This is a genomic window from Staphylococcus succinus, from assembly GCF_029024945.1.
Classification (GTDB): domain Bacteria; phylum Bacillota; class Bacilli; order Staphylococcales; family Staphylococcaceae; genus Staphylococcus; species Staphylococcus succinus.
Map to the genome: position 1 here is coordinate 1 of NZ_CP118976.1, position 13,860 is coordinate 13,860.

A 13,860-nucleotide genomic window follows, 5' to 3' on the forward strand; every position below is an offset into this window, starting at 1 on the left:
ATGTCTGAACAAGAAATTTGGGAAAAAGTCCTTACCTTGGCTCAAGAAAAAGTGAGTTATCCTAGCTATCAAACTTTTCTTAAAGATACAACGCTACATTCATTACAAAATGATGAGGCAGTTATTGTTATCGATGATCCTTTTGTTGCCAATTGGTTAAAAACGCATTACGTTGAAATTATTCAAACCGCATTATACGAGGCAATTGGTCATGAAATCATGCCCGTTTTCTATTCTGAGGATCAATTAGAAAGTGTTACATCTGGAGAAGATCAAAATGCTAATCAAGCTAAAAAAGCTTATACTCCAGGCGTTGATGAAGCTGTTATTGGTGGCGAACAATTCAATACACATAATACTTTTGAAACATTTGTCATAGGACCTGGCAATAGGTTTCCTCATGCTGCAAGTCTTGCAGTAGCGGAAGCACCTGCACAAGCATACAATCCATTATTCATTTATGGTGGCGTAGGATTAGGTAAAACACATCTTATGCATGCAATTGGTCACTATGTATTAGCAAATAATCCTGATGCAAAAGTAATTTATACATCAAGTGAAAAGTTCACGAACGAATTTATTAAATCAATTCGTGACAACAAAACTGAAAAATTCAGAGAGAAGTATCGTAATATTGATGTGCTCCTTATTGATGATATTCAATTCATACAGAATAAAGAGCAAACACAAGAGGAATTCTTCCATACCTTTAATGAATTGCATCAAGCAAATAAACAAATTGTAATTTCTAGTGATAGACCTCCTAAAGAAATCGCAAAGTTAGAAGATCGTTTACGTTCTCGCTTTGAATGGGGACTAATCGTTGATATTACACCACCTGATTATGAAACAAGAATGGCAATTTTACAGAAGAAGATTGAAGAAGAGAACTTAAATATTCCAACTGAAGCGTTAACTTATATCGCCAATCAAATTCAATCAAATATCCGTGAACTTGAAGGCGCATTGACTCGTGTTTTAGCATTTTCAAAACTCCAAGGACAACCTATCACTACTGAATTGACGGCGGCTGCGCTCAAAGATATCATTCAAGCACCTAAGTCTAAAAAGATAACAATTCAAGATATCCAGAAAATTGTTGGTCAGTATTATAGTGTCCGCATTGAAGATTTTACTGCTAAAAAACGCACAAAATCGATTGCTTATCCAAGACAAATAGCAATGTATCTATCGCGTGAACTTACTGATTTCTCTTTACCAAAAATTGGTGAAGAGTTTGGTGGCCGTGACCATACTACAGTTATTCATGCACACGAAAAAATTATAAAAGATATTAAAAATGATCCAACGTTTAAACAAGAAGTTGAAAATCTAGAAAAAGAAATTAGAAATCAATAAAAATTCTGTACTACAACAGATTAATCGTCAGTAAATGAGGATATAATGATACAAGGGATATTTTCAATATTGTGGATAATGTGCAAAAGTAATACACACTACACACAAGTTATACACAGCCATTAAATATTGTGGTGCTTGAGCTTTTTTGAGTTATCCCCTAATCCACAAGCCCTACTACTATTACTACGATTTTAAAACCTATATAATTTATATATAAACGACTGGAAGGAGTTTAAAAATGATGGAATTCACAATAAGAAGAGATTATTTCATTAATCAATTAAATGACACACTTAAAGCCATCTCACCAAGAACAACATTACCCATATTAACAGGTATAAAAATTGATGTTAAAGATAGCGAAGTAATACTTACTGGATCAGACTCAGAAATCTCAATAGAAATAACAATACCTAAACAAGTTGATGGTGAAGAGATTATTGCAGTTGCAGAAACAGGTTCAGTTGTACTCCCTGGTCGTTTTTTCGTAGATATTATTAAAAAGTTACCAGGTAAAGAAGTTAAACTTTCTACAAATGAGCAATTTCAAACTTTAATAACTTCAGGTCATTCTGAATTTAATTTAAGTGGATTAGATCCTGATCAATATCCATTATTGCCACAAGTTTCTCGTGATGATGCAATTCAATTATCTGTAAAAGTACTTAAAAACGTGATAGCACAAACGAATTTCGCAGTGTCCACCTCAGAAACACGCCCAGTACTCACAGGTGTCAACTGGCTTATACAAGATAATGAATTAATATGCACTGCCACAGATTCGCATCGCTTGGCTGTAAGAAAAGTAGCTCTAGAAGATAATTCTGAGAATAAAAATGTCATCATTCCAGGTAAAGCATTATCAGAATTAAACAAAATCATGAGCGATAGTGAAGAAGATATTGATATTTTCTTTGCATCTAATCAAGTTTTATTTAAAGTTGGTAACGTAAACTTTATCTCACGTTTATTAGAAGGACATTATCCTGATACTTCACGTTTGTTCCCAGAGAATTATGAATTTAAATTAGGTATAGATAACGGAGAATTCTATCACGCAATTGATCGTGCATCATTATTAGCACGTGAAGGTGGCAATAACGTTATTAAACTAAGTACTGGTAATGAATTAGTAGAATTATCTTCGACGTCTCCAGAAATCGGTACTGTAAATGAGGAAGTTAGAGCAAGTAATGTTGAAGGCGGAAACTTAAAAATTTCTTTCAACTCAAAATATATGATGGACGCATTGAAAGCAATCGATAACGATGAAGTTGAGATTGAGTTCTTTGGCACAATGAAACCATTTATTTTAAAACCTAAAGACGATGATTCAGTGACACAATTAATTTTACCAATTAGAACATACTAAGCCATTGATGATTTGGGCCTAGACAATGTATTTTGTCTGGGCTTTTTTTTATGTGAAAAAATTTTAAAAAGTAATTGATTGTTTATAAACGTGTATAGAAATAAAACCTTAAAGAAATCACTTCTAAATGTAAAAGTTATATAAATCACCTCATATCAATTTTAAGGCTACTCAGAGGCTATTCTTGATACGACAGTTTAAAATATAGGTAAAACACCACAAAATAGTTATATGTGCTTTAAAACATCTTAAAATGGCTTTCAAATTCAAAAGAATTGATAAGTTAACACGTTAGAAATAATAAATATTTAAATAAAATTCTAATTTAGGAATAAATGTTTGATATAATATTATTAGTAAAACAGTCACTAAAGACACGTTTGAAAATAATTATTGAAAATAAATCAAAATAAGTAGAAAGAAATCGCTTTCTAACTGTATTTTACATGAAATTTTCTGCTAAAAAAGGTATAATATATTAATGAGTTTATAAAGAAATGGAGTGATTGATTTGGTTGAAGAAGTAATTGTTGATGGAGACATCACACTAGGACAATTTCTTAAGACAGAAGGTATTATCGAATCTGGTGGACAAGCAAAATGGTTCTTACAAGACTTCGAAGTCATGATTAACGACGAACGCGAAACACGTCGTGGTAAAAAATTAAACCATCAAGATCGTATTGAAATACTAGAAGTCGGTTCATTTTTGATTTTACATCAAGGTGAAGAATGAAATTAAAGACACTCCAGCTAGAAAACTATCGTAACTATGAATCAATTACCTTAAATTGTCATCCAGAGGTAAATATATTGATTGGTGAAAATGCCCAAGGGAAGACGAATCTCCTTGAATCTATTTATACTTTAGCATTGGCTAAAAGCCACAGAACATCGAATGACAAGGAACTTATACGTTTCGATAGTGAATATGCTAAAATAGAGGGTGAACTTAGTTATAGATATGGTGAGATGCCTCTAACGATGTATGTAACCAAAAAAGGCAAGCAAGTAAAAATCAATCACTTAGAACAAAGTAGACTGACACAATATATCGGTCACTTGAATGTCGTATTGTTTGCGCCTGAGGATTTAAATATTGTCAAAGGCTCGCCACACATTAGACGTCGATTTATAGATATGGAACTTGGACAAATTTCTGCAGTTTACTTAAATGATTTGTCACAATACCAACGCATTTTAAAACAAAAAAATAATTATTTGAAGCAATTGCAATATGGTCAAAAGACAGACAGTACAATGCTGGAAGTCTTAAATCAACAATTTGCAGAGTATGCGCTCAAAGTTACGTTAAGACGTGAACATTTTATTAAAGAACTTGAATCACTAGCTAAACCTATTCACTCAGGTATCACAGATGAGCGAGAAGTATTGTCATTAAAGTATTTACCAAGCATTAAACGCTCTAAGGAAGAAAAGAATGAGACAGAACGCTTAGAGGAAGTCTTAACATTGCTTAACGACAATATGGAACGTGAAAAAGATAGGGGGATTTGTTTGTACGGTCCCCATAGAGATGATTTAGGTTTCGATGTAAATGGTATGGATGCCCAAACGTATGGCTCACAAGGCCAACAACGTACAACGGCTTTATCGATTAAACTCGCGGAAATAGAGTTGATGAATGTCGAAGTAGGGGAGTACCCAATATTACTGCTAGATGATGTATTGAGTGAATTAGATGATTCGCGTCAATCTCATTTATTAAGCACAATTCAACATAAAGTGCAGACTTTTGTCACTACAACATCGGTAGACGGAATAGATCATGAAATTATGAAGAATGCTAAACTTTATCGCATTAACAAAGGCGAAATTATAAAGTAACGGAAAGTGAAGGTGGAAGCATTGTCAGATGTGAATAACACGGAAGATTATGGTGCTGGACAGATTCAGGTATTAGAAGGTCTAGAAGCGGTGCGTAAAAGACCAGGTATGTATATAGGTTCAACTGCAGAAAGAGGTTTACATCACTTAGTTTGGGAAATTGTCGATAATAGTATTGATGAAGCACTCGCTGGATATGCTGACAAAATAGAAGTGATTATTGAAAAAGATAATTGGATTAAAGTTACAGATAACGGTCGTGGTATCCCTGTAGGCATACAAGAAAAAATGGGGCGTCCAGCTGTTGAGGTTATTTTAACTGTACTCCATGCTGGTGGTAAATTCGGCGGTGGCGGATATAAAGTTTCCGGTGGTTTACATGGTGTTGGATCATCTGTAGTTAATGCATTATCTGAAGATCTTGAAGTATACGTACACAAAGATGAAAAAATCTATCACCAAGCATATAAAAAAGGTGCGCCGCAATTTGACTTGAAAGTCATTGGCGAAACAGACGAAAACACTGGTACTGAGATTCGCTTTAAAGCTGACCCTGAAATCTTCACAGAAACAACAACATACAACTATGAAACATTACAACAACGTATTAGAGAGCTTGCCTTTTTAAATAAAGGTATCACGATTACGTTAAGAGATGAACGTGAAGAAGAAGTAAGGGAAGATTCATATCACTATGAAGGTGGTATTAAATCTTACGTTGAAATGTTAAATGAAAACAAAGAACCACTTCACGATGAACCGATTTATGTTCATGAATCAAAAGATGATGTAGAAGTTGAAATTGCATTGCAATACAACAAAGGTTATGCAACCAATTTATTAACCTATGCGAATAATATCCACACGTATGAGGGTGGTACACATGAAGAAGGCTTTAAACGTTCGTTATCTCGTGTATTAAATAGCTATGGACTTAATAGTAAAATTATCAAAGAAGATAAAGAGCGACTTTCAGGTGAAGATACGCGCGAAGGTTTGACTGCAATTGTGTCTATCAAACATGGTGATCCTCAATTTGAAGGACAAACTAAGACGAAATTAGGCAACTCAGAAGTACGTCAAGTTGTAGATAAATTATTCTCTGAGCTTTTTGAACGCTTTTTATATGAGAATCCACAAGTGGGTCGTATTGTCGTTGAAAAAGGTATTATGGCATCACGTGCGCGTATTGCTGCGAAAAAAGCGCGTGAAGTTACACGTCGTAAATCAGCCTTAGAAATTTCAAGTTTACCAGGTAAACTTGCCGATTGTTCTAGTAAAGATCCTTCACGTAGTGAGATCTTTATCGTCGAGGGTGACTCTGCCGGGGGGTCTACAAAATCAGGCCGTGACTCAGAAACACAGGCGATTTTACCATTACGTGGTAAGATTTTAAATGTTGAAAAAGCACGTTTAGACAGAATCTTAAATAACAATGAAATTCGCTCAATGATTACTGCATTCGGTACAGGTATCGGAGGAGAATTTGATTTAAGTAAGGCACGTTATCATAAAATTATTATTATGACGGATGCCGACGTTGATGGTGCCCATATTAGAACATTACTGCTAACATTCTTCTATCGTTTTATGAGACCTTTATTAGAAGCAGGCTATGTTTATATTGCACAACCACCATTGTTTAAATTGACACAAGGTAAACAAAAATACTATGTGTTCAATGAGCGTGAATTAGAGAAACTTAAAGCAGAGTTAGACCCTAGTCCTAAGTGGTCGCTCTCTCGTTATAAAGGTCTTGGTGAAATGAATGCGGATCAATTATGGGAAACAACAATGAATCCTGAAAACCGTGCAATGTTACAAGTATCACTAGAAGATGCTATAGAAGCTGACCAAACATTTGAAATGTTAATGGGAGATGTTGTTGAGAATCGTAGACAGTTTATTGAGGAAAACGCAGTCTATGCTAACTTAGATTTCTAAAACAATGAACTGAATTTTTGAAGGAGGATATCTTGATGGCTGAATTACCTGAATCAAGAATTAATGAACGGAATATAACGAGTGAGATGCGCGAATCGTTCTTAGATTATGCGATGAGTGTTATCGTCTCACGTGCTTTACCAGATGTTAGAGATGGTTTGAAACCAGTACATCGACGTATTTTATACGGAGTAAACGAACAAGGTATGACACCTGATAAACCATATAAGAAATCAGCACGTATTGTTGGGGATGTAATGGGTAAATACCATCCCCATGGTGACTCATCTATTTATGAAGCAATGGTAAGAATGGCACAAGACTTCAGCTATCGATATCCTTTAATAGATGGACAAGGAAACTTCGGTTCAATGGATGGTGATGGTGCGGCTGCCATGCGTTATACAGAAGCACGTATGACTAAAATAACGCTAGAAATGCTTAAAGATCTTAATAAAGATACGATTGACTTTATTGATAACTATGATGGTAATGAAAGAGAGCCGTCAGTCTTACCATCAAGATTCCCTAACTTACTTGTGAACGGGGCATCAGGTATTGCGGTTGGTATGGCTACTAATATTCCACCACATAACTTAACTGAAGTTATCAATGGTGTGTTGAGTTTAAGTCATAATCCAGATATTACAATTGCAGAATTAATGGAAGATATTCAAGGTCCTGACTTTCCAACGGCGGGCTTGATCTTAGGCAAGAGTGGTATCCGTCGTGCATATGAAACTGGTCGTGGATCAGTTCAAATGCGTGCGCGTGCAGAAATCGAAGAACGTGGCGGTGGTCGTCAACGTATCATAGTTACTGAAATTCCATATCAAGTCAATAAAGCACGTATGATTGAAAAAATTGCAGAATTGGCACGTGATAAAAAGATAGAAGGTATCACTGATTTACGTGATGAAACAAGTTTACGTACCGGCGTACGTGTCGTTATCGATATACGTAAAGATGCGAATGCGAGTGTCGTACTAAATAACTTATATAAACAAACGCCATTACAAACTTCATTCGGTGTTAATATGATTGCCTTAGTTAAAGGTAGACCGAAACTTATAAATCTAAAAGAAGCTTTGGTTGAATACTTAGAACATCAAAAGATTGTTGTTAGAAGACGTACGATATACAATCTAAAAAAAGCACAAGATCGTGCGCATATCTTAGAAGGATTAAGAATTGCATTAGATAATATCGACGAAATTATAAGAGTGATTCGTGACTCAGATACAGATAAAGTTGCGATGGCAAGCTTACAAGAAGACTTCAAATTGTCTGAACGTCAAGCACAAGCTATTCTGGATATGCGTTTAAGACGTTTAACTGGTCTAGAACGAGGCAAGATTGAAGAAGAATATAATAATTTAATTGAATATATTAAAGAGTTAGAAGCTATTCTTGCAGACGAGGAAAAGTTATTACAAATTGTGCGTGATGAACTTATGGATGTTCGTGAGCGTTTTGGTGATGATCGTCTGACTGAAATTCAACTCGGTGGTTTAGATAATATTGAAGATGAGGACTTAATTCCTGAAGAACAAATTGTAATTACATTAAGTCACAACAATTATATTAAACGTTTACCAGTTTCAACATATAGAGCACAACATCGTGGTGGGCGTGGCGTACAAGGTATGAATACGTTAGAAGAAGACTTTGTCAGTCAACTTGTAACATTAAGTACCCATGATAATGTTTTATTCTTTACGAATAAAGGCCGTGTATACAAACTTAAAGGTTACGAAGTGCCAGAACTCTCACGTCAGTCTAAAGGTATCCCAGTTGTAAATGCGATTGAATTGGATAGCGATGAAGTGATTAGCACAATGATTGCCGTGAAAGATTTAGAAAGCGAAGAAGACTACTTAATATTTGCGACTCTTAAAGGTAGAGTGAAACGTTCAGCGTTAAGTAACTTTGCACATATTAATAGAAACGGTAAGATAGCGATTAGCTTTAAAAATGACGATGAATTGATAGCAGTTCGATTAACAGATGGTCAGCATGATATTCTGATTGGTACGTCACATGCATCACTTATACGTTTCCCAGAAGATTCATTACGTCCACTTGGTCGTACCGCAGCAGGTGTAAAAGGTATTACACTTAGAGATGGCGATAAAGTTGTAGGACTAGATGTTACGCAATCTGATAGTGACGATGAGATTTTAGTTGTGACAGAAAATGGTTACGGTAAACGTACACCAGTTAATGACTATAGATTATCTAACCGTGGCGGTAAAGGTATTAAGACGGCTACAATCACAGAGCGTAATGGTAACATCGTATGTATTACATCAGTGAATGGTCAAGAAGATTTAATGGTTGTGACCAATTCAGGTGTTATCATCCGTATTGATATCCAAGACATTTCTCAAAATGGACGTGCTGCACAAGGTGTAAGATTGATTAAACTTAGTGATGATCAATTTGTTTCAACTGTAGCGAAAGTTAGTGAGGAAGATAAGGCAGCTGAAGAAGCCGAAGATTTAGAAACTGATAACGAAGCGCTAGAAATAGCACAAACGGAACAACTTACTCAAGAAGAGTCGGTAAATGAAACAGTTATTGAAGATGATGTTCCAGGCAATGCTATACACACTGAAGACGACGCTGATGAAGATGGTCGTCAAGAGGTAAGACAAGACTTTATGGATCGTGTGAATGAAGATATTGATCATGCAGACGATGAAGAATAAAGTGTTATTACAAAAATAGGCATAAATTAAGACCCACCTCTTAAGAGGTGGGTCTTTTTTAAGGTGGATGATTAATCCTCTAATGTTTTCATAATGTGTGGAATTTCGCTAATAAGTCTTGATGGTGGCACAACATACATTGTTTCTGCTAATTTCTCGCCGATGAAACTATGTGCATAAACTGCGCTCGTTACAGCTTCTTGCATGTCATTAAACTGACCTACAAAGCTTGTAATCATGCCAGCTAAAGTATCGCCCATTCCACCTGTAGCCATTGCAGGCGTACCAATAGGTAATTTATACTCATTATCTTTGAAATAAATTTCTGTGCCATGTTTTTTTAATACAATTGTGGCACCAATACGGTCAGCTGCTTCACGATTACGCTCATCAGTTTGTTCTTCTATTGGAATATTACTTAAACGTTCCCACTCTTTTTGATGTGGTGTGAAAATCACTTTACATGTTGGTATGGCAGGTTTCAATTTGCTGAAAATGGTTATTGCATCTCCATCTACAATAAGCGTTTGGTGAGGTTGGATATTTTGTAGTAAGAAAGTAATTGCATTATTACCTTTAAAATCACAACCTAATCCAGGTCCGATAAGGATACAATCTGTATTTTCAATCATTTTAGTTAACATTTTTGTATCATTAATATCAATAACCATCGCTTCAGGACAACGCGAGTGAAGTGCAGCGTGATTAGTTGGATGTGTTGCTACTGTGATTAATCCACTACCACTATATACACATGCACGTGCAGCAAGCATGATTGCGCCCCCTAAATTGACATTGCCTCCAATTAAAAGAATCTTACCATAATCACCTTTGTGCGTTTCATCTTTACGTTTTGGAATGCTGACTGATGACAAAATTTCCAATTTGAAACCTCCTTTTAAAGCTAATAATCTTCTATGTGTGTGCTTATAATTTTTATAATATGATTTATGATTGCTTGAAAAAAATAGAAGTAAATCACTTTAATATCATAAAGGAATTACTTAAGAGGTTGAGACAAATGTATTTTATACAATGGCAGACCGATTTGCGGCATCCGAAGTACGTTGTCACAAAATTTACCCGACTCATTCAAATTTAAGAAATAATTTGTGTGTCGACCAATTTTGTTTAAAACATAAATACTTTTATCCCGACCTCTTTAAATGTCATATTTTTTATTAGTTTTTCAAATACAATAGAGTATATTATACCTGCTTTGCACTTTAGTCAATAGTTAAAGAGATGAAGACATTATTTATAGTTATAAAAATTTAAGTAAAGACTCCTTTATCCCATTAAAACAGTAATTTAATACCATGTTACGGATGTGCGTTATGCTATTGTTCTATTAAATTTGTAAGCGTATACTCGGATTAATTGAAGAGAAATTATAAAACAAACAAGGAGATGGGTATATGACATTACAACTTAATGGAGACATATTAACAATTAATGATATAAAGAGATTTTTATATGAAGAAGACAGCGTAGCGATTACAGAAGATGCTTATGAACGTGTGAAGAAGAGTCGAGCAATAGTCGAAAATATTATTAAAAATAAAGAAACTATTTATGGTATTACTACGGGATTTGGATTATTTAGTGATGTCCGTATAGATGAAGGCGAATATAATCAGTTACAAGTTAATTTAATTCGCTCACATGCGTGTGGTATAGGTAAACCATTTTCAGAAGAAGTTTCATTAGTGATGATGATATTAAGATTGAATACATTATTAAAAGGCCACTCTGGCGCCACTGTAGATTTAGTAGATCAATTAGTTTACTTCATCAACCAACGTATCATACCAGTTGTTCCGCAACAAGGTTCACTCGGTGCTTCTGGTGATTTAGCGCCACTTTCACACTTAGCATTAGCTTTAATCGGTGAGGGTAATGTATTTTACCAAGGCGAAGAGGTAGACAGTAGATATGTCTTAAAAAAATTAAATCATAAAGCATTAGAACTACAAGCTAAAGAAGGTTTGGCATTAATTAACGGTACACAAGCAATGACTGCACAAGGTGTTATAAACTATATTGAAGCAGAGAATTTAGGCTATCAAGCTGAATGGATTTCTGCACTTACACACCAAGCTTTAAATGGTATTACAGATGCTTATAATGAAAATGTACATAAAGTACGTAATTTCCAAGAACAAATAGATGTTGCAGCACGTATGTTGGATTGGTTGGAAGGATCTGAGTTAACGACGAAACAAGGAGAAGTACGCGTACAAGATGCTTATACATTGCGTTGTATTCCTCAAATACATGGCGCTAGTTTCCAAGTCTTCAATTATGTTAAAGAAAAGTTAGAGTGCGAAATGAATGCAGCTAATGATAATCCTTTAATATTTGATGAAGGTGATGAGAAACTTGTAATTTCTGGCGGTAACTTCCATGGCCAACCTATTGCCTTTGCCTTAGACTTCTTGAAACTTGGTGTGAGTGAGCTTGCAAATGTTTCAGAACGTCGTCTAGAACGCCTTGTGAATCCTCAGTTGAATAATGGGCTACCTGCCTTCTTAAGCCCACAACCAGGTTTACAAAGTGGTGCAATGATAATGCAATATGCAGCAGCAAGTTTAGTATCAGAGAATAAAACACTTGCCCATCCAGCGAGTGTGGATTCTATTCCATCTTCAGCAAATCAAGAAGATCATGTTTCTATGGGGACTATTGGTGCACGCCATGGCTATCAAATGATTGAAAATGCACGCCGAGTTTTAGCAATAGAAACAATCATTGCATTACAAGCGGTAGAATATAAAGACATTGATAAACTATCACCTAAGACATATGAAAAATATCAATCCTTACGTCAACTTGTCCCTTCAATTACTGAAGATAGACAATTCCATAAAGATATTGAAGCAGTATCACAATATTTACAAGATATGGCATATAGTGATGAAATATAATTAGGACAATAGTATCTCTCTTGAAAATAGTGATGTTATTTGCTATATTTAAAGCAAGTAAATAAGTCATTGTTCGTAGGATAAGTAATATTAATTGCTTGATTTCAGAGAGCTTGTGGTTAGTGAGAACAAGTAATCGGCATTAATATGAATCTACCTACTTTATAGAGAACAATCGGTTTTAGCCGTTATTTTAGTGAGAGAGCAGTCTGATTTGACTGTTAAATAGGGTGGCAACGCGTAGACCACGTCCCTTGTAAAGGGGGACGTGGTCTTTTCTATGCGTTTTTATCCAATAATTTAAAAAATGAAAGGATGGAAATAACATGTTAGATATAAAAGTTTTCCGTAATGAACCAGATTTCATTAAAGAAAAAGTCAAAAAACGTGGTATGGATGTAAAAGTTGTAGATGATGTATTGGAATTAGATGAGCAACGTCGTCAGTTAATTAGTAAAGCAGAAGAAATGAAAGCAGAGCGTAATAAAGTAAGTGGAGAAATTGCTCAAAAGAAACGTAATAAAGAAGATGCCGATGATGCAATTACAGCAATGCGTAATCTTGGTGATGAAATTAAAGCATTAGATGATACTTTAAACCAAGTTGATCAAGAGCTTAATGACAAATTATCTCGTATTCCAAATATCATTCAAGATGAAGTGCCAGAAGGTGCTACAGAAGATGATAATGTAGAAGTTAAGCGTTGGGGCACGCCAAGATCATTTGACTTTGAAGCCCAAGCACATTGGGATTTAGTAGAAGCGTTAAAAATGGTCGATTTTGAACGTGCTGCTAAGGTTTCAGGTGCGCGATTCGTATTCTTAACAGGTGAAGGTGCACAATTAGAAAGAGCGTTAATGAATTACATGATTACAAAACATACAACACAACATGGTTATACTGAAATGATGGTGCCACAATTAGTAAATGCAGATTCAATGTACGGTACAGGTCAATTGCCTAAATTTGAAGAAGATTTATTTAAAGTTGAAAAGGAAGGCTTATATACAATTCCAACAGCTGAAGTACCACTTACGAACTACTATCGTAATGAAATTATTGATCCAGACGTGCTACCAGCTAAATTTACAGCACAATCAGCATGTTATCGCAGTGAAGCGGGTTCTGCTGGACGTGATACAAGAGGCCTTATTCGTTTACACCAATTCGATAAAGTAGAAATGGTGCGCGTAGAAAAACCTGAAGACTCTTGGCAAGCACTTGAAGAAATGACGGGACATGCAGAAGCAATATTAGAAGAACTTGGTTTACCTTATCGTCGTGTAAACTTATGCACAGGAGATATTGGATTTGGCGCAAGTAAAACTTATGATTTAGAAGTTTGGTTACCGAGCTATAATGATTACAAAGAAATAAGTTCTTGTTCAAATATTACTGATTTCCAAGCGCGTCGAGCTAATATTCGTTTCAAACGTGATAAAAATTCAAAACCAGAGTTAGTCCACACACTTAATGGTAGTGGTTTAGCAGTTGGACGTACATTTGCCGCTATAGTTGAAAATTATCAAAATGAAGATGGATCAGTAACAATTCCAGAAGTATTGGTTCCATTTATGGGTGGTAAAACAGTTATTCAATAAGTTCAATAAATATAATAAAGTAACACTAAGAATCGCATGACAACAAACTTTGTCATGTGGTTTTTTGTTTTATAAGGTAGGGTAGGGGAGGTGTA

The 13,860-nt window shown here is 35.2% G+C and carries 9 protein-coding genes and 1 other annotated feature; of the genes, 8 read left to right on the top strand and 1 reads right to left on the bottom strand.

All coding sequences use genetic code 11. The features are described from left to right. The 6 genes from dnaA (at position 1) to gyrA (ending at position 9,237) form a co-directional block, all read left to right on the top strand. Positions 1–1,359 (top strand): chromosomal replication initiator protein DnaA, encoded by a 1,359-nt coding sequence (dnaA, locus tag PYW31_RS00005; protein ID WP_046837919.1) that lies wholly within the window; start codon positions 1–3, stop codon positions 1,357–1,359. Between the two features lie 241 nt (positions 1,360–1,600). Further along, positions 1,601–2,734 (top strand): DNA polymerase III subunit beta, encoded by a 1,134-nt coding sequence (gene dnaN, locus PYW31_RS00010; RefSeq protein WP_082104729.1) that lies wholly within the window; start codon positions 1,601–1,603, stop codon positions 2,732–2,734. A 502-nt stretch (positions 2,735–3,236) separates the two neighbouring features. Then, positions 3,237–3,470: a S4 domain-containing protein YaaA gene (gene yaaA / locus PYW31_RS00015; protein WP_176721603.1), complete on the top strand. Its 234-nt coding sequence runs from the start codon at positions 3,237–3,239 to the stop codon at positions 3,468–3,470. Continuing rightward, positions 3,467–4,582, top strand: coding sequence for a DNA replication/repair protein RecF (gene recF / locus PYW31_RS00020; RefSeq protein WP_046837922.1), 1,116 nt, complete (start codon positions 3,467–3,469; stop codon positions 4,580–4,582). The genes yaaA and recF overlap by 4 nt, the downstream gene beginning before the upstream one ends. Before the next feature lie 12 nt (positions 4,583–4,594). Beyond that, on the top strand, positions 4,595–6,526 hold the full coding sequence (gene gyrB / locus PYW31_RS00025) for a DNA topoisomerase (ATP-hydrolyzing) subunit B (protein WP_177165123.1): 1,932 nt from the start codon (positions 4,595–4,597) through the stop codon (positions 6,524–6,526). Between the two features lie 35 nt (positions 6,527–6,561). Further along, positions 6,562–9,237 (top strand): DNA gyrase subunit A, encoded by a 2,676-nt coding sequence (gyrA, locus tag PYW31_RS00030; protein ID WP_063410218.1) that lies wholly within the window; start codon positions 6,562–6,564, stop codon positions 9,235–9,237. Between the two features lie 71 nt (positions 9,238–9,308). On the opposite strand, the gene PYW31_RS00035 is transcribed toward gyrA, so the two are convergent. Further along, on the bottom strand, positions 9,309–10,121 hold the full coding sequence (locus tag PYW31_RS00035; protein ID WP_046837671.1) for an NAD(P)H-hydrate dehydratase: 813 nt from the start codon (positions 10,119–10,121) through the stop codon (positions 9,309–9,311). Positions 10,122–10,655: 534 nt separating this feature from the next. Between PYW31_RS00035 and hutH the strand changes: the two genes are divergently transcribed. Together hutH and serS are read left to right on the top strand one after the other, a co-directional pair. Then, the gene (gene hutH / locus PYW31_RS00040; protein ID WP_046837670.1) at positions 10,656–12,164 is read left to right on the top strand and encodes a histidine ammonia-lyase; all 1,509 of its coding nucleotides are present in this window, start codon (positions 10,656–10,658) and stop codon (positions 12,162–12,164) included. Between the two features lie 68 nt (positions 12,165–12,232). Then, positions 12,233–12,422 (top strand) — a binding site (T-box leader). A gap of 68 nt (positions 12,423–12,490) precedes the next feature. After that, entirely contained in the window at positions 12,491–13,765 is a 1,275-nt protein-coding gene (gene serS, locus PYW31_RS00045; protein ID WP_046837669.1) for a serine--tRNA ligase, read from the top strand. The last annotated feature ends 95 nt before the right edge of the window (positions 13,766–13,860 follow it).

Coding starts and splice junctions, on each gene's coding strand:
- recF (WP_046837922.1), top strand. CDS start 3,467: ATGAAATTAAAGACACTCCAGCTAGAAAACTATCGTAACTATGAATCA.
- dnaA (WP_046837919.1), top strand. CDS start 1: ATGTCTGAACAAGAAATTTGGGAAAAAGTCCTTACCTTGGCTCAAGAA.
- gyrA (WP_063410218.1), top strand. CDS start 6,562: ATGGCTGAATTACCTGAATCAAGAATTAATGAACGGAATATAACGAGT.
- hutH (WP_046837670.1), top strand. CDS start 10,656: ATGACATTACAACTTAATGGAGACATATTAACAATTAATGATATAAAG.
- serS (WP_046837669.1), top strand. CDS start 12,491: ATGTTAGATATAAAAGTTTTCCGTAATGAACCAGATTTCATTAAAGAA.
- dnaN (WP_082104729.1), top strand. CDS start 1,601: ATGATGGAATTCACAATAAGAAGAGATTATTTCATTAATCAATTAAAT.